Genomic DNA, 24,319 nt, shown 5'->3' with positions numbered 1-24,319 from the left:
TTCGCGCACAAAAAAACCGCGCCGTCACCGGCGCGGTTTTTTCGTGCCACGAAGCCTTACTTGGCTGCGGCTTTCTTCGGCACCGAGGCTTCGGTGGTGATGCGGATAGCGATCTCGTCGCTGACGTTCGGCACATAGGCGCCGACGCCGAAATCCGAGCGCTTGATGCTGGCGGTGGCATCGAAACCGATCGACGGCGCCTTGGTCATCGGATGCGGACCGACCTTGTTCAGCGTCGCGTCCAACACCACCGGCCGGGTCACGCCGTGCACGGTGAGGTTGCCGGTGACCTTGAACTTGTCGCCGCCCAGCGGCTGCACCTCGGTGCTCTTGAAGGTCACCACCGGATACTGGCCGGCATCGAGGAAATCCGGCTTCTTCAAGTGCTCGTCCAGCGCCGGCACGTGGGTGTCGAGATCGGCCAGCGGCAGGGTCACTTCCACGCTGGACTTGGCCGGATGCTGCTCGTCGAACACCAGGGTGCCTTCGCCCAGGCCGAAATTGGCGGTGGGGTTGGAATAGCCGAAATGGTTCCAGCTGAACAGCACCATCGTGTGGCCCGGGTCGAGCTTGTAGGTGACCGGGGCGGCCTGGGCCGATACGGCGGCGCCGAGCAGGCCGGCGAGAGCGAGATACTTCAATGCACGCATGAAAAGGCTCCTTGGAAAATAGGGGAAAAGTGGGGACGGGATGTGGACTTCAGGCGATCGTGCAGGCTTCGCCGAACGCGAGGCGGGGGCTGCGCGGGAACAGGTTGCGGCTGGCGTCGCCGTAGCCGATGCTGATCAGGAAGTTCGACCTGACCGCGGTGCCGGCGAAGAACGCCGCATCCACGCCGGCGTTGTCGAAGCCGGACATCGGGCCGCAGTCCAGCCCGACCGCGCGCGCCGCCAGCAGCAGGTAGGCACCCTGCAGGGTGGCGTTGCGGAACGCGGTGGTATCGATCAGCGGCTGGTTGCCGACGAACCAGCTCTTCGCGTCGGCATGCGGGAACAGCCTCGGCAACTGCTCGTAGAACGCGTGGTCGGTGGCGACGATCGCGGTCACCGGCGCCTCCATGGTCTTGGCGCGGTTGCCCTCGGACAGGAACGGCTCCAGCTTCGCCTTCGCCGCCTGCGACTTCACGAACACCACCCGCATCGGCGAGGAGTTCGCGCTGGTCGGGCCGAACTTGGCCAGGTCATAGAGCTGGTGCAGCTGCTCGTCGCTCACCTCTTTCGGCAGCCACGCGTTGAACGTGCGGGCGCTGCGGAACAACTGGTCCAGACCGGCCTCGGAAAGCAACTCGCTCATCGGTATCCTCTGTGGAAAGGCGCGTCTGCGATGACGCCGTTCTGCCAGTGTATAAGTGGTAGCCAACGAACGGTCCAGCCGCCAACAGAACATAGAGTGCTCATTTGGGAAACAGTGACGCGATGCCCATGTCGAGGCTGCACGGCGAATGCTGGGTGATCACCGACAGCGCCGCCGGCAACCAGCGCCAGGCGCTGGCGCTGGCCGAACAGCTGCAGTTGCCGCTACGCCACCTGGTGCTGCAGCCGCGCGCGCCGTGGTCGTGGCTGGCGCCGCGGCTGACGCTGGGCGGCCGGCTCGCCCTGCCCGCGCGCCAGCGCCGCCTGTTCGCGCCGCCGTGGCCGACCGTGGCGATCGGCTGCGGCCGCGCCGCCGCCCTGTTCACCCGCCTGCTGCGCCGGCTCTCGGACGGCCACTGCTACACCGTGCAGATCCTGAACCCGCGCCTCGACCCCGCGCACTGGGACACCGTGATCGCGCCCCGGCACGACCAGCTCGACGGCCCCAACGTACTGCGCCCGCTCGGTTCGCTGAACACGGTGGACGACGCGTGGCTGGCCGACGGCCGCGAAGCCTGCCCCAGTTTCGCCGAGCTGCCGCAGCCGCGCGTGGGCGTGCTGCTCGGTGGCCCGCGGCGGGGCATCGCGCTGGACGCGGACTACGCGCGGCGGCTGGCCGCCCGCCTGCTCGAACGCCGACGCCGGGAAGGCGGCAGCCTGCTGGTGCTGGGTTCGCGCCGCACCCCGCTAGCGCTGGTGGACGTTTTCCGCGCCGCCCTGCGCGACGTCCCCGGCCTGGTCTGGGCCGGCCCCGACGACGGCCGCAACCCCTACCCCGGCGTACTCGGCTGGGCCGACCGGCTGGTGGTCACGCCCGATTCGGTGAACATGCTCTCGGAAGCCTGCGCGGTCGGCTGCCCGGTGTCGACCCTCGTCACCAGGCCGCTCCCGGCCAGGCTCGAACGCTTCCATCGGGCCCTGCGCACGGCCGGCCTGCTGCACGACATGGATGCCGACGCCGGCATGGCGCCTGCCGCGCCGTTGCGCGAGACCGCGGCGATCGCGGCGACCTTGCGCGAGCGCATCCTCGCCCGTCCGCACGATTCATGACATCTCGCGCACCCAACGCAGGCAGCCCGAGACGAGCAGCGTGTCGAGTTGCGGCCCGAACGGAGTACACAGGACGTCCGCCGGCAGCGGTGCGCTGGCGACCAGGCCGACACTGACGTTGCGGCCGTCCTGCTTGGCGCGGTACAGCGCAAGGTCGGCCAGTTCGAGTGCAGCCTCGAACGTGCGGGCGTCGGCATGTGCGGCCAGCGGGTGCATGCTGAAGCCGATCGAGCAGGTCAACCGGAGGCTGCCGCCGCGGCCATCGGGGAATTCCTGCGCGGTGATCTCCCGGCGCAGGCGTTCGGCAATGCCCAGCGCACCGGCGGCATCGACGTCCGCCAGCAGCAGCAGGAACTCCTCGCCGCCCCAGCGCACGGTGATGTCGCTGTCGCGCCGCGCCGCGGTCAGCATGCGGCCCAGTTCGCGCAGGACCGCATCGCCGACCGCATGGCCGTAGCGGTCGTTGACCTCCTTGAAATAATCGATGTCGATCTGCAGCACTCCAATGCAGGCGTCGCCATCAAGCACGCCGGGCAGGCGCTTCAGCAGGTAGCGGCGATTGTGCAGCGAGGTCAGCGCGTCGGTATGGCTTTCCTCGGCCAGCGCCAGGTTGGTCACGCGCAGGCGTTCGACGGCGCGCGTCAGCTGTTCGGTGCGCTGCGCGACCTGTGCCTCCAGCCACGCGTTGCGGCGGCGTTGCGAACGCATGCTCCAACGGAGCAGCAGGGCCACGACGAGACACAGCAGCAGGGCCGCCGCCAAACGTACCCAAGTGCGTTCATACCAGAACGGCGTGACCCTGACCGGCAGGTTCGCCTCGTCACCGTAGCCGGGTGCGCCAGATACCGTGGCGGCGACGCGGAAACGGTAGCTGCCCGGCGGCAGGTGCGTGTAGAACGCGATGCGCCGTTCGCCGGCATCCTGCCAGGTGGCGTCGTAGCCTTCCAGCCGATAGCGGAAACGCAACGCCCCCGGACGCAGGTAGGGCGCGGTGTAGTGGATGGCCAGGTCGCGTGCGCCCTCGTGCAGTTCGAAAGCGTCGCCCAGGAACTGCCGGCCGGCACGCTCGACCGATTCGATCATCGCCGGCGGCGGCTTCGGCGGCGTGCCCAGCGCGCGCGTGTCCACACCGAGCGCGCCATCGGTGGTGCTGTACCAGATGATGTCGCCGTCGATCAGGCTGCGCGCGCCGGCGCCACCATTGCAGCAACGCCCGCTGTTCACGCGGCTGCTGCGCTCTTCCCCGGCGATCCGCTGCGGCGCGACCCGGCGTGCCGGCGAACCGGGCCGGGGCAGCTGCGCCAGCGGCAGCCGCCAGGCGCCGGCAATCGAGCCGACGTAGAGATCGCTGCCGATCACGTCCAGGGTCCAGGCATTGTCGCTGGGCAGGCCGTCCTTCTGGCTGGTCATGCGCAGTTGCCCGTCGACCATCGCTCCGACGCCGGCATCGCTGGTCGCGACGCCGAGCAGGCCGGGCCCGAGCATGGCCAGACGGGTGACGAAATGGCCGCGCAGCGGCCGGGCCCAGGCCGGTTCCGCCAGCTTGCCGCCATGCCACTCGCGCACGCCGTCCTCGGTGCCGAGATACAGATGATCGGGCGCCAGCGGCAGGATCGAGCGGATGATCGCCGCGGCCGACGACGCACCCGGATCGGCGCGCACGAGGCCGCCCTGGCGCCAGCGGTACAGGCCTTCGGAGGTGCCGATCCAGAAGTCGTCGTCGGCGACTTCGCGGATATCGTCGATCCGCAAATTGTCCAGCGCCGCCAGTGCCGGCGGAGTGACCTTGCGGCCATGCTCGAACACCGCGATGCCCGCGCGGGTACCGACCCACAGCCGGCCCCGATGATCGTGGAACAACTCGTACGCCGACGGATTCGGCAGGGCGCTGCCCGGGATCAGCGGATGCACGCGCTTGCCGTCGAAGACCTGCACGCCGGAATTGGTGCCGAGCACGATGCCGCCCTGCGGCGCACGTACGATGCTCCAGACCAGCGTGTCGTCCACCCCGTCGCGGCCCGACACGCGGCGCGTCCAGCCGTTCCACACCCGGTACAGGCCTTCGATGTGGGTGCCCAGCCACAGGTTGCCGGCGTGATCCTCGTACAGCGCACGCACCCATGGATGGCGAACGAGATCGCCGTCGCCGACCTGCTCCAGGCTGCCGCTCGGCAGGCGCCGGTACAGTGCCGGCACGGTGCCGATCCACAGCGTGCCGCCGCGGTCGATCAGCAGGCTCTCGATCTCGGTGGCATCGAGCCCCGCGTCCAACCCGGACGGAACGATGCGATCGCCGTCCAGCCGCATCAGGCCCAGGCGGGTGCCCAGCCACAGGCTCCCGCGCGTACCCGCCATGCGGCTGATCGCCACGCGCTGGGAGCCCGCAGCCTGCTCCACGCAGGCCGCGGCGGGCGGGCCGGTCGTGGGATCAAGCCGGCACACGCGCCCGAGGCCGCCGATCCACAAGGTGCTGCCGTCACGCAACACGCTGAACACGGCGCCGCTGTAGCCGGGCACCGCCTCGATCCGGTCGTTGCGCACGCGCGCCAGGCCCTTCGCGGTGGCCAGCAGCGGGGTGCCGTCGCCCGCATCGATGATCGCATTGACCGCATCGCCGCCCAGCGCGACGAAGTGGCCATCGCGTTCGCGCAGCAGCCCATGCGCCCCGCCGAACCAGACCTGCCCCTGCGGATCGGCCCATGCCGCCGCCAGCATGCTGGTGTCGACGCCGGCACTGGTACGGTCGAAGGTGACGAAACGCGTGCCGTCGAAACGCGCCACCGCGGCCTGCGTGTTGACCCACAGGAAGCCCGCGCGGTCCTCCGTGATGTCCAGCACGGTGATCTGCGGCAAACCCTGCTCGACGCCCCAGTGGTCAAGCACAAAGGCATGGAACGGAACCTGCGGATCCATGCCCAGGGCCGCCCGCATACCGAATATGCAGATCGCTGCCGTGAACAGGATGGTGTACGACACCCTTGCCATGATCCCCCTGCAGCGGCGTCGACACTCCCTCGATGACGCCCGCTCTGCTGGCCCGATCTTGCCCTGTCGGCAAGGTGCCCGACAAGCCCGGCCGCCGGGCCATGTTCGAGCCCGCGGAGCTACGGCAGGTTGTCGGGTCCGTCGAAGGCGAAACCGAGCGCGGCGGTGACCTCGCGCACGCTGGCGCACAGCTGCTCCAGTTGCGCGTCGCGCGGTGCGATGCGCGGGCGCAGGTCGAGCGTGCAGGCCAGCGCGCGTTGCAGCAGGTCGGCATGGGCCACGGCGAGGATCGCCGCCTGGTTGCCGTCGAGCAGGCCGGCGACGCGGCACGCCTCGATCAGCCCGGCATTCGCGGTGACGCCAAGCAGGGCCGGCTGCCCGGCCGCGTGCGCCAGCACCAGCCCCTGCAGCGCGAACTCGATGTCGAGCAGGCCGCCGTGGCCCTGCTTCAGGTCGAACCGGCGCTGGTCGGAGCGGTCGCGCTCGGCGCGCCAGCGCGCCCGCATGCTGCCGACCTCGGCCAGCACCGTGGCGCGCTCGCGCGGCACCATCAGGATCGCGCGGCGCACTCCCGCCAGCTCGGCGTTGAGCGCCGCGTCGCCGGCCACCGGCCGCGCGCGCAGCAGCGCCTGGTGTTCCCACGTCCACGCGCGGCTCTGCTGGTAGGCCACGAAGGCGTCCAGGCTGCCGACCAGCAGGCCCTTGGAGCCGTCCGGGCGCAGGCGCGTGTCGACTTCGTACAGGCGCCCGCCGCGGGTCAGCACGGTAAGCCAGTTCATCACCCGCTGGGCCAGCCGCTGGTACCAGCGCGAACCCTCGATCGGCCTTGCGCCGTCGCTCAGGGCCTGCGCGCGCCGGCCGTCGTAGACAAACACGAGGTCGAGGTCCGAGGCGAAACCGAGCTCCTCGCCGCCGAGGCTGCCGTAGCCCAGCACGGAAAATCCGGAGCCCGGCTGCATGCCGGTTCCCGGCAGGCGGCCGTGCTGGGCGACCAGCTCGCGCTCGGCCAGCGCCAGCACCGCACCGACCACCGACTCGGCCAGCGCCGCCAGCCGGCGCGCGGTGGCTACCGCGTCGGCGCGGCCGTCGTTGAACGCCAGGCCGAGGCGGAACGCGGTGGAGGCCTTGAACTCGTTGATCCGCTCGAGCTCCGCCTCGGCTTCGCGTTCCTCCAGCGTGCCCAGCACGCGGGCGATCTCGGCGGTGATGTCGGCGCGCTTGAGCGGCAATTGGTCGATGCGCGGGTCGAGCACGTCGTCCAGCAGCAGCGGCTGCGCGATCACGCGCTCGGCCAGGAACGCGCTGTCGGCGAACAACCGCACCAGCCGCCGCCGCGCCGCCGGCTGTTCTTCCAACAGGGCGAGATAGGACGAGCGCCGCGCCACCGCCTGCATCAGCCGGCACAATCGCAGCAGGCTGGCCACCGGCGCCACGGTGGCGCGGGCGGCGTCGAACAGCTGCGGCATCAGATGGTCGAGCCGCTCGCGCGAGCGCGCCGACATCGCGCGCACCGCCGCGGCCTGCGGCAATTTCAGCAAGGCGTCCGCCAGCTCGGCGCCGGGCGCGAAACCGGAGGCCTCCAGCATGGCGGCATCCAGCGATTCGTCGCAGGCATGCTGCCACAGCAGCTTGTCGGCGGCCGGCACGCGGGCGGCACGGCCGCCCTGCGGCATCAGCACCGCGGCGAACTCCTCGCCGACCACCGCACGCCGGGCCGCCAGCGCCGCGTGCAGACTGTCCCAGTCGGGATAGTCGAGGCCGCGCGCGATACGCTCACGGCTCAGCGCGTCGGCGGGGATGTCGTGGGCCTGGGCATCGCGCAGCATCTGCACGCGGTTCTCGACCCGGCGCAGCAGCACGTAGGCCTCGCGCAGCGCCTTCGCCCGTGCCGCGCCGATGTGCCCGCGCGCCTCGCACGCGGTGAGCGCCGGCAGCAGGCCGCGCACGCGCAGCGACGGCTCGCGGCCGCCGCGGATCAGCTGGGTCAGTTGCACGATGAACTCGATCTCGCGGATGCCGCCGGGGCCGAGCTTGAGGTTGTCGGCGAGGTCCTTGCGCGCCACTTCCGCATCGATCAGCGCCTTCATCTCGCGCAGCCCGGCGAACGCGGTGTAGTCGAGGTATTTGCGGTAGACGAACGGCCGCAGCAGTTCCTGCAGCTGCTTGCCGGCGGCGCGGTCGCCGGCCACCGGGCGCGCCTTGATCCAGGCGTAGCGCTCCCAGTCGCGGCCCTCGCTCTGGTAGTACTGCTCCATCGCCGCGAACGACAGCGCCAGCCGCCCGGCGTTGCCGAACGGGCGCAGGCGCAGGTCGACGCGGGCGCAGATGCCGTCCACCGTGGTCTCGTTGAGCAGGCGCACCAGCTGGCGGCCCAGCCGCACGAAATACTCGCTGTGGTCGAGCGGGCGCGCGCCGTCGGTCTGCCCGCCGTGCGGGTAGGCCAACACCAGGTCGATGTCGGAGGAGAAGTTCAGCTCGGCCCCGCCGAGCTTGCCGAAGCCGAGCACCAGCAGCCGCTGCAGCGCGCCGTCGGGGCCGTGCGCGTGGCCGTAGCGCGCCGCCAGCGCGCGCTCGGACCAGCCCAGCGCGGCCTCCAGCAAGGCCTCGTACAGCACGCTGGTGGCGGACAGGGTCTCCGGCAGCTCGTCCAGCCCGTTGACGTCGCGGAACACCAGCCGCAGCGCCTCGGCATGGCGGAAGCGGCGCAACGCCGCCATGCAGGCGGCCTCGTCGTCGGGCAGCTTCAGCGCGTCGATGCGCGCGCCGGCGTCGCTGCCCGAGCGCAGCCGTTCCAGCCCGGCCGGCGCCAGCAGCTGCGGCTGGCGGCACCACACGTCGAAGGCGAAGTCGCTGGCCATCAGGGTGCGGCGGATCCGCTCGGCCACCCCGGCGTCGTCGTGCAGCGGCACGCCGGCGGCGCGGCAATGGGCGGCCAGGTCGGCGTAGCGGTCGTCGATCAGCGCGCGCAGCGCGGGGGACTCAGGGATGGCCATCCGCACATTGTGCCGCAGTGCGGCAACCGGCGCCGCCCCGCGGGCCAGTGCACCAATGCCGCGCTGGAGCGTTGGATCAACCTGCGCCGGCCCCGGGTTTTCCCGCCCATCCGCGGTTCATCTGTTCCAGATTACATTCGAGTGTCCGCAACATGACAGCAAGCGCAGGACTGCCATGCCCCTGACCCCCGCCAACCAGCCTGCACGCTGGCGCGCCGCCATTCCGCGCGTCGTGCTGCTGCTGTTGCTGGCGCTGGCCTTCGTGCTGCTGACCGGCCTGCTGGACGGCGGCATCGGGGTGAGTCCGCCGCGCATGTTCGACCAGGCCCGCTATCCCCTGGCCAATGCCTGGCCGGGCCTGCTGCTGGCCTTGGTGCTGCTGGCGATCAGCCGACGCGCGGTGCTGTCGTTCGCCCTGGCGTTCCTGCTGCAGGGGCTGCTGTACGCGGCCAATGTGCTGAAGAAAGCGAATCTCGGCACGCCGCTGCTGCCGGACGATTTCCGCATCGTCGGCCAGTTGCGCAAGGGCGGCCTGCACATCCTGTCCGGCTACCTGCCGCACGGCCCGTGGCCCTATCTCGGCGCACTCGCCGCGGTGGCGCTGATCGTCGCGGCATGGCGGCTGGAGCCGCCCCTGTTCCCGCGGCGCACGCGCGGCCTGCGCCTGCTCGGCGGCGGCATGCTGGCGCTGGCGCTGGCCAGCATGCTGGCCGGACGGCCGGTGTGGAGCCGGGTTTACAACGCGAATACGCTGTGGCTGGAACCGTGGTCGGCGATTTCCACCGCCACCCATTCCGGCCTGGTCAGCTCGCTGATGCTGTTCCACCTGGAATACAACAAGGGCGAGCGCAAGCCGGACCGCACCGCGGCCACGCAACTGATCGAACAGTCCACGCCGGCCCTGCTGCAGTCCATGCGGGCGCCGGCAGCGGGCGGCGAACTGCCCGACATCGTGGTGGTGCAGAGCGAATCGTTCTTCGACCCCGCCATCATGCGCGGCTACGAGCACAGCGACCTCACGTCGAACCTGCGCCGGCTCGCCGCCGGCGGCACCAGCGGCATGCTGCACGTGCCCACCTTCGGCGGCGGCACCATCCGCACCGAGTTCGAGGTGCTCACCGGGCTGTCGCTGCGCTATTTCGACAACCTGCAGTTCCCCTACCTGCAGATGGGCCGCAAGCCGCTGCCGGGGCTGGTGCGCACGCTCAGCCGCCATGGCTACTCGACGCTGGCGCTGCACGGCAACGACCCGGCGTTCTGGAACCGCACCGCCGCGTTCAAGGCGATCGGCTTCGACCGCTTCGTGTCGCAGTCGTCGTTCCCGCACGACGCGCCCGACGACGGCAAGTACATGGCCGACAGTGCGATGACCGACGAGATCATGACGCAGCTGAAGGACGACGGCCCGCCGCAGTTCATCTTCGCCATCAGCATCGAGGCGCACGGCCCGTACGACGTCGAGCCTGCCCACGTCGCCGAACGCGACGCGATCCCGGTGCCGGAGGGCATCGAAGGCCGCGACAAGCGGGAACTGCAAACCTATCTCTATCACCTGAAGCACGCCGACGCCGAACTTGGCCGGCTGGTGAAGCTGCTGGCCCAGCGCCGGCGGCCCAGCGTGGTGCTGTTCTACGGCGACCACCTGCCCGCGCTCAGCAACAGCTACCACACCACCGGCTTCGTCGACGGCGGCGACATGCTGAGCCAGGCCGGCGTGTGGCTGCTGGTCGACCCGAAGCAGCCGGGCCAGCCCGCGCAGGTGGAAACCGCCTCATGGCTGCTGCCCGGCAAGCTGCTGGCGCACATCGGCATCCACGACGATGCCTATTTCGCGCTGACCGAACTGGTCGGTCCCCAACTGGCCGCGCTCACCGAGGCTCCCGGTGCCCCGCCGCTGCCCGAAGGCAACGACCAGCACCGGCTCGACCAGGCGATGGCCAGCATCGGCCAGTTGCGCATGCGCGGCAAGCTGGACCACCTGCTGCCGCAACCACCCGAACCATCTCCGGCCAGCGTCGCCCACCGCGGTGAACCGGCAGCTCCGTTGCCCGCAGGCGTGATGCTGCTCGATGCGGCGGGTGGACACGGCTCTCGGCCGCCGTTCAGCGAGCTGTCCGCCGACTGAAGGCCGCGGCGGCCGTTCAGACGGGAGTCCGGGAGCAGCACCTAGGTTGGTGACGTCCGCAGCAGGCGTGGCACGCCTCGCCTCGCGGCATCCCCCCACTGGAGGTCACCCCCATGCGCAAGACCATGCTTTCCGCCCTCGTCCTCGGCGCCAGCGTTCTCACCGCCTCCGCCTTCGCCCAGGCCAACCTGGGCGGCGCCGCCCAGGTCGGCGCCGGCGTCCACGCGGGCGCGGCCATACCGGACGCCATGCACGCGGCCGGCCAGACCACCGCCCAGACCGAGCAGACCCTGCACCGCGCCGGTTCCCACGTGAAGCACAAGGCCCACAAGGTCGCCGACAAGACCGCGTCGACCGCCAATGACAACACCGACACGAACGCCAACGCGAATGCCAACGGCGCGATCGAGGCGGGTGCCGGCGACTCGCACGCCAGCGCCAACGCCAATGTCGATGCCGGCGAAGGGATCGATACCGCCACCACCGCCGGCAAGGCAGGCGATATGGGCCGGGGCGTGGGCGGCGACGTGCGCGACGCCGCCCACTCGGCGATCCAGTCCACCGACCGTGCCGCCGGCTCGGTCGGCGATGCGGTGAAGGGCCTCAACGCCAGCGGCAACGCCGGTGCCAGCGGCAATGCCAGCGGGAATGCGAACGCCAACGCCCACGGGCACTGAGCCCGCCCCACCACCGGCCCGGCATGCCGCCCGGGTCGGCAGGGCAAAAAAGAAAACCCCGCCGAGGCGGGGTTTTCTTTGGTCGTAGTGTAGACGCTGGCTTAGAAATCCATGCCGCCCATACCGCCCATGCCGCCGCCCATGCCGCCGCCGTGGCTGTGGCCTTCGTCCTTCTTCGGCAGCTCGGCCACCATCGCTTCGGTGGTGATCGCCAGGCCGGCGACCGACGCGGCGTACTGCAGCGCCGAACGGGTGACCTTGGTCGGGTCCAGGATGCCCATCGCGACCATGTCGCCGAACTCGCCGGTGGCGGCGTTGTAGCCGAAGTTGCCCTTGCCTTCCTTCACCTGGTTGACGATGACGGACGGCTCGGCGCCGGCGTTGAACACGATCTCGCGCAGCGGCGCTTCCAGCGCGCGGCGGGTGATCGCGATGCCGAGGTTCTGGTCCTCGTTGTCGCCCTTGAGGTTCTCGACCGCCTTCAGCGCGCGGATCAGCGCCACGCCGCCGCCCGGTACCACGCCTTCCTCGACCGCCGCACGGGTGGCGTGCAGGGCGTCTTCGACGCGGGCCTTCTTTTCCTTCATCTCGACTTCCGTCGCCGCGCCGACCTTGATCACGGCCACGCCGCCGGCCAGCTTGGCCACGCGCTCCTGCAGCTTCTCGCGGTCGTAGTCGGAGGAGGTCTCCTCGATCTGCGCCTTGACCTGCTTGATGCGCGACTGGATCTTCTCCGCGTCGCCGGCGCCGTCGATGATGGTGGTGTTTTCCTTGGTGATCACCACGCGCTTGGCGCGGCCCAGATCGGCGATGGTGGTCTTCTCCAGCGACAGGCCGACTTCCTCGGACACGACCTGGCCGTTGGTGAGGATCGCGATGTCCTCGAGGATCGCCTTGCGGCGGTCGCCGAAGCCCGGGGCCTTCACGGCGGCGACCTTGACGATGCCGCGGATGGTGTTGACCACCAGCGTGGCCAGCGCCTCGCCCTCGACTTCCTCGGCGACGATCAGCAGCGGCTTGCCCGCCTTGGCCACGGCTTCCAGCACGGGCAGCAGCTCGCGCACGTTGGAAACCTTCTTGTCGTGGATCAGGATGTACGGGTCGTCCAGCTCGACCTGCTGGCTCTGCTGGTTGTTGATGAAGTACGGCGACAGGTAGCCGCGGTCGAACTGCATGCCCTCGACCACGTCCAGCTCGTTGTCCAGGCCCGAGCCTTCCTCGACGGTGATCACGCCTTCCTTGCCGACCTTCTTCATCGCGGTGGCGATGATGTCGCCGATGGCGACGTCGGAGTTGGCGGAGATGGTGCCGACCTGGGCGATCGCCTTGTCGTCGGCGGTGGGCTTGCTGAGGTTCTTCAGCTCGCCGACGGCGGCGACCACGGCCTTGTCGATGCCGCGCTTCAGGTCCATCGGGTTGATGCCCGCGGCGACGGCCTTGAGGCCCTCGCGGATGAACGCCTGCGCCAGCACGGTGGCGGTGGTGGTGCCGTCACCGGCGTTGTCGGAGGTCTTGGAAGCGGCTTCCTTGACGATCTGCGCGCCCATGTTCTCGTAGGGGTCGGCCAGCTCGATCTCCTTCGCCACGGATACGCCGTCCTTGGTGATCGTGGGGGCGCCGAAGCTCTTCTGGAGCACGACGTTGCGGCCCTTCGGGCCGAGGGTGACCTTGACGGCATTGGCGAGCGTGTTCACGCCCTTGAGGATGCGTGCGCGGGCGTCTTCGCCGAAACGGACTTCTTTAGCGGCCATAAATTTTTCCTTGAAAAATTTGAAATAGGTACGGGCAATCTTGCGAAAGTGGTGCAGGAAGGAGCCGAAGGCGACTGGTGTGCGCGCTTTTTCGCGCTCAGCCAATCAGCAGCCGATCAGCCCTCGATCACCGCCACGACGTCGTCTTCCTTCAGGAAGACCAGCTCTTCGCCGTCGATCTTGATTTCCTGGCCGGCGTACTTGCCGAACAGCACCACGTCGCCGGCCTTCAGCGACATCGGGCGCACCTTGCCGTCGCTCAGGATCAGGCCGGTGCCGGCGGCGACGACCTTGCCGCGGGTCGGCTTCTCGGTGGCGCTGTCGGGGATGACGATGCCGCCGGCGGAGACGCGCTCCTCTTCGAGGCGCTTGACGATGACGCGGTCGTGCAACGGACGCAGTGTGCTCATGGATGACTCCAGCTGACTAGGTTGTTGATGGGCAAGGCTTTCAAGACCCGGGCCGGCGATCTTGTTAGCACTCATGGTGAATGAGTGCCAATTCTACGGGTCTGCGACGCCGCTGCAAGAACTGTGTGCCCCGGGATGAGCAAGCTAATTGGGCGAACGGGCGCGACTTTCAAGAGTCGCCGGCGAAATCGACCCGCGGCCGGGGTAGGCTTGGCCGATGACCTCGCCCATCGCGCCCGCCACCGTCCTGCTCTGCTATTGCGCCTGCCCCGACGCGGCCAGCGCGCAGATGATCGCCGGGGCACTGGTGGACGAACGGCTGGCCGCCTGCGTGAATCGCCTGCCCGGGGTCGCCTCGACCTACCGGTGGCAGGGCCGCGTGACCACCGAGGGCGAGGACCTGCTGTTGATCAAGACCACCGCCACGCGCTTCGACGCGCTGAAGGCGCGCCTGCTGGAACTGCACCCCTACGCGCTGCCCGAGCTGGTCGCGGTGCCGGTGGAGCGCGGCCACGCGGCCTACCTGGACTGGGTGCGCGTCGCGACCGGCGAGGCGCCGCAAGACTGCTGACAGCCCTTGGCAGTGGCACTTGGGCACACTGGACATCCCCGCCCCTGCCGCTCCCCCGAGATGAAGAAGATCGACCATGCCGTGCTGCTGTCGCTGGGCGCCCTGTGGGGCGGCTCGTTCCTGTTCATGCGGATGGGCGCCGGCGCCTTCGGTGCCCTGCCGCTGGCCGGCTTGCGCGCGATCGGCGCGGCGTTGTGCTTCCTGCCGCTGCTGGCCTCGCGCGCGCGGCTCGCCGAATGGCGCGCGCACTGGAAACCCATCGCCGTGGTCGGACTGACCAACTCGGCGCTGCCGTTCGTGCTGTTCACCTTCGCCACGCGCAGCCTGCCGGCGGGGCTGGCCTCGATCATCGACGGCATGACGCCGATGTTCGCCGCGCTGATCGGCTGGCTCTGGCTGGGCCAGCGACTGGACGCCTGGCGCGGTGCCGGACTGGCGATCGGCTTCGCCGGCGTGGTCTGGCTGGCCGAGGGCAGCCTCGCGCTGGGGCCGGGTGCGGGCATGGCGCTGCTCGCCTGCGTCGCCGCCACCGTGCTGTACGGCTACGCGGTGCACTACACCCACCTGCGCCTGGCCGGCGTGACGCCGCTGGTGGTGACGGTCGGCAGCCACATGGTCGCCGCGCTCCTGCTGCTGCCGACGACGCTGCTGGCGTGGCCGGCGCGGACGCCGCCGCTGCAGGCGTGGCTGGCGGCCGCGGGGCTGGCCGTGCTGTGCACCGCGCTGGCCTATGTGCTGTTCTTCTGGGTGCTGGCGCGGGTCGGCGCAACGCGGATCATGGTGATCCCCTACCTGATCCCGGCGTTCGGCGTGCTGTGGGGCGCCCTGCTGCTCCACGAGCCGGTGAGCGCCCGCATGCTCGGCGGCTGCGCGGTGATCCTGCTGGGCACGGCACTCACCACCGGGCTGGTGCGCACGCGCCGTACGGCGCCGGCACTGGCCGCCGAGAAGACATAAGGCCGCAACGAGCGGAGGCGCGGCCGGCATGGTCCATAATGGCCTTCTCGCTGCTGCGCCTCTGGAATCGCGATGCGTCTGATCACCGGCCGTCTGGCCGCCCGCCTGCCCGCACTGGCCTTCCTGCTGCTCGGCCTGCTGTGCGCCGCGCCCGCGCCGGCGCAGGACACGGACAACCTGCTGCCGGTGACCGAGGCGTACAAGCTGAGCGCCGACACCGCCACGCCCGGCATGCTGAAGCTGCACTGGACCATCGCGCCGGACTACTACCTCTACCGCGGCCGCATGAAGTTCAAGGGCGGCGACGGCGTCACCCTGGGCGAGGCGCAGCTGCCCGACGGCGAGAAGCACCACGACGAATACCTCGGCGACGTGGAGACCTACCACCACGGCGTCGACGCCAGCATCCCGTACAGCGTCGCCGCCGGGACCACGCGGCTGCAACTGAGCGTGCAGTACCAGGGCTGCCACGAGGTCGATCCGAAGATCTGCTACCCGCCGCATACCGAGAAGCTGGACCTGCCGCTGCCGGCCAGCGCCGGCGTCGCGGCAACCCCGGCGACGGGCAACGCCCTGGGCGCGGCGCTGAGCCAGCTCGGCAGCCGCACGGGCACGGCGGCGGCCGGCGCACCGCTGCCGGCCGAGCAGGCGTTCCGCTTCGAGGCGCTGGCGCAGGGTCCGCAGCAGTTGCTGCTGCGCTGGACGATGCCGAAGGGCTACTACCTGTACCGCAACCAGACCACGCTGAAGCTCGGCGACGCCGCCGGCCTCACGCTGAAGCCCGCATGGCCGGCCGGCACCGCGCACCGCGACGAACACTACGGCGAGGTCACCGTGTATTTCGACCAGGTCGAGCTGCCGGTGACGGTGGAAGGCGACCTGGCCGGCCGCAGGCAGCTCGCGCTGCAGGCGAGTTTCCAGGGCTGCCAGGACGGCGGCCTGTGTTATCCGCTGATGACCCGCGCGGTGGACATCGACCTCGGCAGCGGCGCCGTGGCATCCGGTGCCGTGGCACCGGAAATGCCGCCCGCCGATCTTGCCGGCGGTCCGCTGCAGGTCAGCCTGGTCGCCGCGCTGCTGCTGGCGCTGGGCGGCGGCCTGGTGCTGAACCTGATGCCATGCGTGCTGCCGGTGCTGTCGATCAAGGCGGTCAGCGTGCTGGAAAGCGGCGAGAACCGCGCCACCGCCCGCCGCCACGCGCTGTTCTACACCGCCGGCGTGCTGTGCAGCTTTGCCGCGCTGGGGCTGGGCATCCTCGCGCTGCGCGCGGCCGGCCACGCGCTCGGCTGGGGCTCGCAGCTGCAGCAGCCGCTGCTGGTCGGCGCGCTGGCCTGCGTGATGCTGGCGGTGGGCCTGTCGATGTCCGGCGTGGTGCAGTTCGGCGCGTCGCTGGGCAATACCGGCGCCGGCCTCGCCGCGCGCTCCGGCCCGGCCGGCGACTTCTTCACCGGCGTGCTGGCGGTGGTGGTGGCCAGCCCGTGCACCGCGCCGTTCATGGGTGGCGCACTGGCGTATGCGTTCGCCGCACCGATGCTGTCCGCGCTGCTGGTGTTCCTGATGCTGGGCGTCGGGCTGGCGCTGCCGTTCCTGGCGGTCGGCTTCGTGCCCGCGCTGGCGCGCCTGCTGCCGAAGCCCGGCCGCTGGATGGAAACGCTGAAGCAGGTGCTGGCCTTCCCAATGTACCTCACCGCCGCCTGGCTGGTGTGGGTGCTGGCGAACCAGCGCGGCGCCGACGCGGTCGGCCTGGTGCTGGTGGCGATGGTGCTGCTGGCGATGACGCTGTGGTGGTTCGAGCGCAGCCGCTCGCGCGGGGCGCCCAGCAAGTTGATGGTGGCGGTGCTGGCGCTCGCCACCCTGGTGCCGATGTACCTGCTCGCTCACGTGCCGCCACCGTCGAACACGGCCGTGGCCGAGGAAGGCGTGGTCGCCTACAGCCCGCAGAAACTCGCCGAGCTGCGCGCGGCCGGCACGCCGGTGTTCGTCGACATGACCGCCGACTGGTGCGTCACCTGCAAGGCGAACGAACACGCCGTGCTGGGCACGCAGGCCTTCCGCGACCTGCTGCAGCGCACCGGCGCGGTCTACATGAAGGGCGACTGGACCGACGTCAACCCGACCATCAGTGAGTTCCTGCAGGCCTACCACTCGCCGGGCGTGCCGCTGTACGTGGTGTTCCCGAAGCACGGCGGCCCGGGCCGGAAGCTGTCCACCGTGCTGACTGCCGCGCTGGTCGAACAGGCGCTGACGGAAGCCGCACGCTGATGCTCAGCCGCGGCAACTGGCTGATCCTCGGCCTGGCGGTGCTGGCCGCCGCGCTGGGCGGCTACGCGCAGCACCGCAGCCGGCCGCCGGCGTCCACCGCCGACGCGCCGCCGACGCTGCTCGGCCAGCCGCTGCCGCCGCTCAGCCTGCCCGACCTTGACGGCGCATCGCACCGGCTGGACAGCTACCGCGGGCGTCGCGTGCTGCTGAACTTCTGGGCCAGCTGGTGCGCGCCGTGCCTGCGGGAGATGCCGGCGCTGGCCGAGGCACAGGCCAAGTTCGGCGAAAAAGCGCCGATCGTGGTCGGAATTGCGATGGACGAGCCTGCTCGCATCCGGGCGTTTTTGGCCGCACATCCGGTGAATTACCCGATCTTGATCGGCCGGATGGGTCCACCGAGTACCTCGCTGCTGCTGGGCAATACGCGCCAGGTCCTCCCCTATAGCGTGCTGATCGACGCCGATGGGCGCCTGTTGGCTACACAAGCGGGCCCGCTATCCGCCACGCAGCTGGCACAGTGGCTGGCACCGGCGAAAGATCGGCACTGACATACGCCTACGCACGGAAACCCGGGACTTCTCCGTCAAACATCGTCGATCTGCAGCGAACTGGACAATATCCCGGACTACGCGCACACTGCGCCGGTTTCCGATGCTGGCTGGACGGTTTCGTGGCGAAAATCCTGGTCCTGCACGGACCCAATCTCAATCTGCTGGGCGTACGCGAGCCGCAAGTCTACGGCCATGACACGCTGGCTGACATCAACCAGCGGCTGGCCGAGCGCGCGCATGCGGCCGGGCACGAGCTGGTCTGGTTCCAGTCGAACGCCGAGCACGAGCTGATCGGCCGCATCCACCAGGGCCGCGACGACCGCACCGCGATGATCCTGTGCAACGCCGGCGCACTCACCCATACCAGCATCGCCCTGCGCGACGCGTTCGCCGCGGTGGCGATCCCGTTCATCGAGGTGCACTTGTCGAACGTGTTCGCCCGCGAACCGTTCCGCCACCACTCGTACCTGTCCGACCTCGCGCTCGGCGTGATCTGCGGTTTCGGCGCCGACAGCTACCGGCTGGCGCTGGACGCGGCGCTGCAGCGCCTGCAGACGTCCGCCGCGAATTGACCGGCGCCGTCCGCGCGCCCCTCATCCACCATCCAGCCGCCCCGGGCGGCATGACTGACCAAAGGCTGATCCGATGGATTTGCGCAAAATAAAGAAACTGATCGACCTGCTCGAGGAATCCAACCTCGCCGAGCTGGAAATCAAGGAGGGCGAGGAGGTCGTCCGCCTGTCGCGCGTGCCGAAGAACGCTGCGCCCGCCCCGGCTGCCGCGCCGGCCGCCGCGCCGGTGATGGTGGCCGCCGCGCCCGCCCCGGCCGCCGCGACCTCGGCAGCGGCGGCCGCCGAGGCTCCGGCCGCGAACGCGCTGCCCGCCGGCCACGTGGTGAAGGCGCCGATGGTCGGCACCTTCTACGCCTCGGCCAGCCCGGGCACGCCGGCCTTCGTCAAGGTCGGCCAGCAGGTCAAGGCCGGCGAGACGCTGGGCATCATCGAGGCGATGAAGATGTTCAACCAGATCGAGGCCGACGTGGCCGGCACCGTGCAGGCGATCCTGGTCGAGAACGGCCAGCCGGTGGAATTCGACGAACCCATGTTCGTGATTGCCTGAGGCCGCCCGGATGCTCGAGAAGGTCGTCATCGCCAACCGCGGCGAAATCGCGCTGCGCGTGTTGCGCGCCTGCCACAGTCTGGGCATCAAGACCGTGGCGGTGCACTCCACCGTGGACCGCAACCTGAAGCATGTCGGCCTCGCCGACGAGTCGATCTGCATCGGTCCCGGGCCGTCGGTCGACAGCTACCTCAACATCCCGCGGATCATCGCGGCGGCGGAGATCACCGACGCCCAGGCGATCCACCCCGGCTACGGCTTCCTGTCCGAGCGCGCCGACTTTGCCGAGCAGGTGGAGCAGTCCGGCTTCGTCTTCATCGGGCCGACCGCCGAGGTGATCCGCCTGATGGGCGACAAGGTCGAGGCGATCCGCGCGATGAAGGCGGCCGGCGTGCCGTGCGTGCCCGGCTCCGGCGGCCCGCTCGGCGAGGACGTGGACACCAACATCAAGATCGCCCGCGAGATCGGTTACCCGGTGATCATCAAGGCCGCCGGCGGCGGCGGCGGCCGCGGCATGCGCGTGGTGCGCACCGAGGCGCACCTGGGCAACGCCATCACCATGACCAAGCAGGAAGCCAAGGCGGCCTTCGGCAACGATCAGGTCTACATGGAGAAGTTCCTGGAGAACCCGCGTCACGTGGAGGTCCAGGTGCTCGCCGACGGCCAGGGCAACGCGATCCACCTGGGCGAGCGCGACTGCTCGATGCAGCGCCGCCACCAGAAGGTGGTGGAGGAGGCGCCGGCGCCGGGCATCACGCCCGAGCAGCGCGCGGCGATCGGCAAGGTCTGCGTCGATGCCTGCCTGCGCATCGGCTACCGCGGCGCCGGCACGTTCGAGTTCCTGTACGAGAACGGCCGCTTCTACTTCATCGAGATGAACACCCGCATCCAGGTCGAGCACCCGGTGACCGAGTGGATCACCGGCATCGACCTGGTGCGCGAGCAGTTGCTGATCGCCGGTGGCGAGAAGCTCACGATCCGGCAGGAAGACGTGGTGATCCACGGCCATGCGATCGAGTGCCGCATCAACGCCGAGGACCCGGACACGTTCATGCCCAGCCCCGGCACGGTGAAGCGCTTCGAGGCGCCCGGCGGCCCCGGCGTGCGCGTGGACACCCACCTGTACGACGGCTACCGCATCCCGCCGAACTACGACTCGATGATCGGCAAGCTGATCGTGTACGGCCCCGACCGCGAGACCGCGATCGCGCGCATGCGCCTGGCGCTGGCCGAGACGGTGATCGAGGGCGTCAAGTGCAATATCCCGCTGCAGCAGCGGATCATGGCCGACGCCGGTTTCCAGCACGGCGGCCAGAACATCCACTACCTCGAGAAGCGGATGGCCGAGCAGAAAGAGAAAGCCGCCGCCGGCACCTGACCACCTGCAGGAGCGCACCCTGTGCGCGAATGCTCTGATGTCGACACGAGCCAAGAGCATTCGCGCACAGGGTGCGCTCCTACCGCCATCGAATACGTCCATGCCTTTCCTCGAACTCTCCCTGGTCGTCCGCATCGAGCAGCAGCCCCGCGCGGAGGAAGCGCTGGACGACCTCGGCGCACTGTCGATCACGCTGCGGGACGCCGACGCGGAGACGCCGGACGAGCAGGCGATCTTCGAGCCGGGCGTGGGCGAGCTGCCACTGTGGCCCACGATCACCCTCAACGCGCTGTTCCACGAAGACGCCGACCGGCGCGGCCTCGCCGCCGCGCTGGGCGAACTGCTGCCATGGCTGGAACCCGACCAGCTCGCCTTCGCCGAGGTCGCCGACCAGGAGTGGGAGCGCGCATGGATGGACCAGTTCAAGCCGATGCCGTTCGGCCGGCGGCTGTGGATCTACCCGTGGAACATCGAGCCGCCCGTCGATGACGATCTCGTCGTGGTGCGCCTCGATCCCGGCCTCGCCTTCGGCAGCGGCACCCATCCCACCACCGCGTTGTGCCTGGAATGGCTGGACGGCCTCGACCTCGCCGGCAAGACGGTTACCGACTACGGCTGCGGTTCCGGCATCCTGGCGATCGCCGCGCTGAAGCTCGGCGCGGCCGGCGCGGTCGGCGTCGACAACGATCCGCAGGCGCTCACCGCCTCGCGCGACAACGCCGAACGCAACGGCGTGGCCGACCGGCTCGCGCTGTTTCTCCCGGAGGACGTCGAGGCGGAGGCCACTGACGTATTCATCGCCAACATCCTCGCCGGACCGCTCGGCGAACTGGCGCCCACCTTCGCCGCGGCGGCAAAGCCCGGCGCGCCGTTCGCGATCTCCGGCATCCTCGCCGGCCAGCAGGACGAGCTGCTGCAGCGCTATGCCGAATGGTTCGACGAACTGCGCGTGGATACCCGCGAGGACTGGGTGCGCATCAGCGGCCGCCGCCGCTGAGTGGGCAACGGCTGCCGGCGGCTCCCTGCTAAGCTTGCCGCGGTTTGATCGAAGCGGCTCGCATGTACACCCAATGTCCCGAATGCCTGTCCGTGTTTTCGCTGGATGCGCAGACACTCGCGAAGGCGCACGGCCACGCCGTGTGCGGACACTGCCACGCCAGCTTCGACAGCCTCGCCACGCTGACCGGGCAGTTGCCGCCGGAGCCGTTCGTCGAGTTGCCGGTCAACGAGTCCGCGTTCGAGCCGCCGTGCCTCGACCTGGTGGTCTACCGGCCACGCTCGGAGCCGCCCGTGGTGGTGGTGGCTGGCGACAATGCGGTAGCGGCGGGCGCGGCGGCGATCGAGGATTTTTCGCAGTTGGTGTTCGCCCCCCGCTTTGCGCGCGAACCGCAGGCCCGCCAGTCCGGGCACCCGGGCCGGCGCGAGCGGCGGCGGCACGGGGCGGCGTCCGCCGAACGGCGCTGGCCGTGGGTGCTGGCATGCCTGATGCTGGCGCTGCTGCTCGGCGCCCAGCTGGCCTGGGCCAAGCGCGGCGAGCTGATCCGCAACCCGCTCACCGGCAACTGGTTGCGCGGCAGCTGCGCCCTGCTCGGCTGCCGCCTGCCGCTGGTCGCCGCGCCGCCGCAGCTGCGCCTGCTGGCCAGCAACGTGCAGGCCCACCCCAGCGTTGCCGGCGCGCTGATGATCAGCGCCAGCGTGCGCAACGACGCCGCGTTCACCCAGCCGTATCCGGTGCTGACGATCACCCTGTCCGACGCGCAGGGCCAGCGCATCGCGATGCGCCGGCTGCAGCCGCACGAGTACCTCGACGACGAGGCGACCCTGCAGCGCGGCCTGGCGCCGGGCGCCAGCGCAGTGCTGCTGCTGGAAGTGGAGGACCCCGGCGACAAGGCGGTGGGGTTCGAACTCGGTTTCGAATAGCACTTAAAATTATCGGCACGCGCGGGTAGACTCGACCCTCTGCGCAGATCGCCAAGCCGGTACCCGACACGCCCCGCGATCTGCCGCGACAGCCATGACCATAACGCAGCGGCCCATGCAGCCGCCGCCTCGCACGTGAGGGAAGATGTCCGTGAATGCCGTAAGACTGCCTGCTGTCGAGGCCGCAAAACAGACCTCGTCGCAGAACGCAGGTTCGCCAGGCGTCAGCTCGCAGGGCCAGAGCGCATTGGGCGAATGCGTCACCCGCACGGTACGCCGCTACCTCGCCGACATCGGCGACACCGAATGCGCCGAGGGCCTGCACGCGCTGGTCCTGCGCGAGGTCGAACTGCCGCTGCTGCGCGAGGTGCTGGCCTTCCACGACGGCAACCAGAGCCGCGCCGCCACGGCGCTGGGCATCAACCGCGCCACCCTGCGCAAGAAGCTGGCCGCGCACGGCCTGCTGTAATCCCTCGACCCGGCCGCCCCTGCACGGGGTGGCTATAATGAGCGGCTTTCCCGCCAAGGAACCCCGCCCATGTCCGCCCCCCAGCTCGTCCCGGTCCGTCGCGCCCTGCTCAGTGTCTCCGACAAGACCGGCCTGATCGATCTGGGCCGGCGCCTCGCCGCGAAAGGCATCGAGCTGCTCTCCACCGGCGGCAGCGCGAAGGCGCTGCGCGAGGCCGGCATCGCGGTCACCGAGGTCAGCGGCCTCACCGGCTTCCCCGAGATCATGGACGGCCGCGTGAAGACGCTGCATCCGAAGGTGCACGGCGGCCTGCTCGGCCGCCGCGGCACCGACGACCAGGTGATGGCCGAGCTGGGCATCGCGCCGATCGACCTGCTGGTGCTGAACCTGTACCCGTTCGAAGCCACCGTGGCGAAACCCGGCTGCACGCTAAGCCAAGCGATCGAGAACATCGACATCGGCGGCCCGGCGATGCTGCGTTCGGCGGCGAAGAACTGGAACGACGTGGGCGTGCTGACTTCGCCGGAGCAATACACCGATGCCCTGGCCGAGATCGAGCAGCACGGCGGCCTCGGCCGTGCGACGCGCTTCAAGCTCGCGGTCGCCGCGTTCAACAACGTGTCCAGCTACGACGGCGCCATCAGCGACTACCTGTCCGGGCTGGAACTCAACGACACGCAGGACGCGATCGCCGGCCATGCCGCCTTCCCCGGCCAGATCAACGGCCGCTTCGTGAAACTGATGGACCTGCGCTACGGCGAGAACCCGCACCAGCAGGCGGCGTTCTACCGCGACCTGTATCCGGCGCCGGGCACGCTGGCCACCTTCCGCCAGCTGCAGGGCAAGGAACTGTCGTTCAACAACATCGCCGACGCCGACGCGGCGTGGGAGTGCGTGCGCAGCTTCAAGAAGCCGGCCTGCGTGATCGTCAAGCACGCCAACCCCTGCGGCGTGGCAGTGAGCCTGGACGGCATCGGCAAGGCGTATGACCTCGCCTTCCAGACCGACCCCACCTCGGCGTTCGGCGGCATCATCGCGTTCAACCGCGAGGTCGACGGCGCCACCGCGCGCGCCATCGTCGAGCGCCAGTTCGTCGAGGTGGTGCTGGCGCCGGGCTACGCGGACGACGCACTGAAGGCGTTCGCGAAGAAGGGCAACGTGCGCGTGCTGGCGATCCCGCTGCCGGCCGACGGCAACCTGCTCGGCGCCCACCCCGGCAACAGTTCCAAGCGCGTCGGTTCCGGCCTGCTGATCCAGAGCGCCGACACCGGCATGATCACGGCCGCCGACCTCAAGGTGGTCACCCGCCGCGCGCCCACCGAGGCGCAGATCCACGACCTGATCTTCGCCTGGAAGGTAGCCAAGTTCGTCAAGTCCAACGCCATCGTCTACGCCCGCGACCGCCAGACCATCGGCATCGGCGCCGGCCAGATGAGCCGCGTCTACAGCGCGAAGATCGCCGGCATCAAGGCGGCCGACGAGAAACTCGAGGTGCGCGGCTCGGTGATGGCAAGCGATGCGTTCTTCCCGTTCCGCGACGGCATCGACGCCGCCGCCGCCGCGGGCATCAGCGCGGTGATCCAGCCTGGCGGCTCGATGCGCGACGCCGAGGTGATCGCCGCCGCCGACGAGCACGACATGGCGATGGTGTTCACCGGGATGCGCCACTTCCGGCATTGAGTCCCGACGTGTAGGAGCGCACCCTGTGCGCGACGGCTCTCCATCACGTAACGAAGAGCCGTCGCGCAC

At 70.0% G+C, this 24,319-nt stretch carries 20 protein-coding genes; 14 read left to right on the top strand and 6 right to left on the bottom strand.

The genetic code is table 11. The features are described 5' to 3' along the window. Window positions 1–56 precede the first annotated feature (56 nt). Together AC3WRN_RS15155 and AC3WRN_RS15150 are read right to left on the bottom strand one after the other, a co-directional pair. Window positions 57–650: a YceI family protein gene (locus AC3WRN_RS15155; protein WP_068092100.1), complete on the bottom strand. Its 594-nt coding sequence runs from the start codon at window positions 648–650 to the stop codon at window positions 57–59. 49 nt (window positions 651–699) lie between these two features. Further along, entirely contained in the window at window positions 700–1,293 is a 594-nt protein-coding gene (locus AC3WRN_RS15150; RefSeq protein ID WP_492623583.1) for a malonic semialdehyde reductase, read from the bottom strand. Between the two features lie 128 nt (window positions 1,294–1,421). Between AC3WRN_RS15150 and AC3WRN_RS15145 the strand changes: the two genes are divergently transcribed. Further along, window positions 1,422–2,402 (top strand): mitochondrial fission ELM1 family protein, encoded by a 981-nt coding sequence (locus AC3WRN_RS15145; RefSeq protein WP_492623582.1) that lies wholly within the window; start codon window positions 1,422–1,424, stop codon window positions 2,400–2,402. On the opposite strand, the gene AC3WRN_RS15140 is transcribed toward AC3WRN_RS15145, so the two are convergent. Both AC3WRN_RS15140 and glnE read right to left on the bottom strand, forming a co-directional pair. Further along, a complete protein-coding gene (locus AC3WRN_RS15140; RefSeq protein ID WP_492623581.1) occupies window positions 2,397–5,315 on the bottom strand; it encodes a diguanylate cyclase in 2,919 nt (972 codons plus the stop codon). The genes AC3WRN_RS15145 and AC3WRN_RS15140 overlap by 6 nt on opposite strands. A 191-nt stretch (window positions 5,316–5,506) precedes the next feature. Further along, window positions 5,507–8,380 carry a bifunctional [glutamate--ammonia ligase]-adenylyl-L-tyrosine phosphorylase/[glutamate--ammonia-ligase] adenylyltransferase gene (gene glnE / locus AC3WRN_RS15135; protein WP_492623580.1) on the bottom strand — a complete coding sequence of 958 codons (2,874 nt, stop codon included), beginning with the start codon at window positions 8,378–8,380 and terminating at the stop codon, window positions 5,507–5,509. A gap of 175 nt (window positions 8,381–8,555) precedes the next feature. Here glnE and AC3WRN_RS15130 point away from each other — a divergent pair, with 175 nt between their 5' ends. Together AC3WRN_RS15130 and AC3WRN_RS15125 are read left to right on the top strand one after the other, a co-directional pair. After that, entirely contained in the window at window positions 8,556–10,505 is a 1,950-nt protein-coding gene (locus tag AC3WRN_RS15130) for an LTA synthase family protein (RefSeq protein ID WP_492623579.1), read from the top strand. A gap of 113 nt (window positions 10,506–10,618) precedes the next feature. Continuing rightward, on the top strand, window positions 10,619–11,182 hold the full coding sequence (locus tag AC3WRN_RS15125; protein WP_492623578.1) for a hypothetical protein: 564 nt from the start codon (window positions 10,619–10,621) through the stop codon (window positions 11,180–11,182). A gap of 101 nt (window positions 11,183–11,283) precedes the next feature. Here the strand turns inward: AC3WRN_RS15125 and groL are convergent, their stop codons facing one another. Then, entirely contained in the window at window positions 11,284–12,933 is a 1,650-nt protein-coding gene (groL, locus tag AC3WRN_RS15120) for a chaperonin GroEL (RefSeq protein WP_068092113.1), read from the bottom strand. Between the two features lie 116 nt (window positions 12,934–13,049). Beyond that, on the bottom strand, window positions 13,050–13,343 hold the full coding sequence (locus tag AC3WRN_RS15115; protein ID WP_492623577.1) for a co-chaperone GroES: 294 nt from the start codon (window positions 13,341–13,343) through the stop codon (window positions 13,050–13,052). A gap of 217 nt (window positions 13,344–13,560) precedes the next feature. Between AC3WRN_RS15115 and cutA the strand changes: the two genes are divergently transcribed. From cutA to purH, 11 genes are all read left to right on the top strand, one after another. Further along, the gene (gene cutA / locus AC3WRN_RS15110; protein ID WP_492623576.1) at window positions 13,561–13,914 is read left to right on the top strand and encodes a divalent-cation tolerance protein CutA; all 354 of its coding nucleotides are present in this window, start codon (window positions 13,561–13,563) and stop codon (window positions 13,912–13,914) included. A 60-nt stretch (window positions 13,915–13,974) separates the two neighbouring features. Further along, window positions 13,975–14,871, top strand: coding sequence for a DMT family transporter (locus tag AC3WRN_RS15105; RefSeq protein ID WP_492623575.1), 897 nt, complete (start codon window positions 13,975–13,977; stop codon window positions 14,869–14,871). Between the two features lie 72 nt (window positions 14,872–14,943). Further along, a complete protein-coding gene (locus tag AC3WRN_RS15100) occupies window positions 14,944–17,133 on the top strand; it encodes a protein-disulfide reductase DsbD family protein (protein WP_492623574.1) in 2,190 nt (729 codons plus the stop codon). After that, window positions 17,133–17,681, top strand: coding sequence for a TlpA family protein disulfide reductase (locus AC3WRN_RS15095; RefSeq protein WP_068092123.1), 549 nt, complete (start codon window positions 17,133–17,135; stop codon window positions 17,679–17,681). Before AC3WRN_RS15100 ends, AC3WRN_RS15095 begins: the two co-directional genes overlap by 1 nt. Before the next feature lie 122 nt (window positions 17,682–17,803). Further along, window positions 17,804–18,256, top strand: a complete 453-nt coding sequence (aroQ, locus tag AC3WRN_RS15090) for a type II 3-dehydroquinate dehydratase (RefSeq protein WP_068092124.1) — start codon at window positions 17,804–17,806, stop codon at window positions 18,254–18,256. A gap of 73 nt (window positions 18,257–18,329) precedes the next feature. After that, entirely contained in the window at window positions 18,330–18,803 is a 474-nt protein-coding gene (gene accB, locus AC3WRN_RS15085) for an acetyl-CoA carboxylase biotin carboxyl carrier protein (RefSeq protein ID WP_492623573.1), read from the top strand. A 10-nt stretch (window positions 18,804–18,813) separates the two neighbouring features. Continuing rightward, entirely contained in the window at window positions 18,814–20,181 is a 1,368-nt protein-coding gene (accC, locus tag AC3WRN_RS15080) for an acetyl-CoA carboxylase biotin carboxylase subunit (protein WP_492623572.1), read from the top strand. A 100-nt stretch (window positions 20,182–20,281) separates the two neighbouring features. After that, the gene (prmA, locus tag AC3WRN_RS15075; RefSeq protein WP_492623571.1) at window positions 20,282–21,178 is read left to right on the top strand and encodes a 50S ribosomal protein L11 methyltransferase; all 897 of its coding nucleotides are present in this window, start codon (window positions 20,282–20,284) and stop codon (window positions 21,176–21,178) included. 62 nt (window positions 21,179–21,240) lie between these two features. Continuing rightward, on the top strand, window positions 21,241–22,101 hold the full coding sequence (locus AC3WRN_RS15070) for a zinc-ribbon and DUF3426 domain-containing protein (RefSeq protein WP_492623570.1): 861 nt from the start codon (window positions 21,241–21,243) through the stop codon (window positions 22,099–22,101). Window positions 22,102–22,246: 145 nt separating this feature from the next. After that, window positions 22,247–22,570, top strand: coding sequence for a helix-turn-helix domain-containing protein (locus AC3WRN_RS15065; RefSeq protein WP_153021670.1), 324 nt, complete (start codon window positions 22,247–22,249; stop codon window positions 22,568–22,570). 69 nt (window positions 22,571–22,639) lie between these two features. After that, complete coding sequence (gene purH / locus AC3WRN_RS15060) at window positions 22,640–24,250, top strand: bifunctional phosphoribosylaminoimidazolecarboxamide formyltransferase/IMP cyclohydrolase (RefSeq protein WP_492623569.1); 1,611 nt, start codon at window positions 22,640–22,642, stop codon at window positions 24,248–24,250. Window positions 24,251–24,319 lie beyond the last annotated feature (69 nt).

It is taken from the genome of Rhodanobacter sp. FW101-FHT13A11 (assembly GCF_058790335.1).
This window is presented reverse-complemented; position numbering and strand designations above follow the sequence as displayed.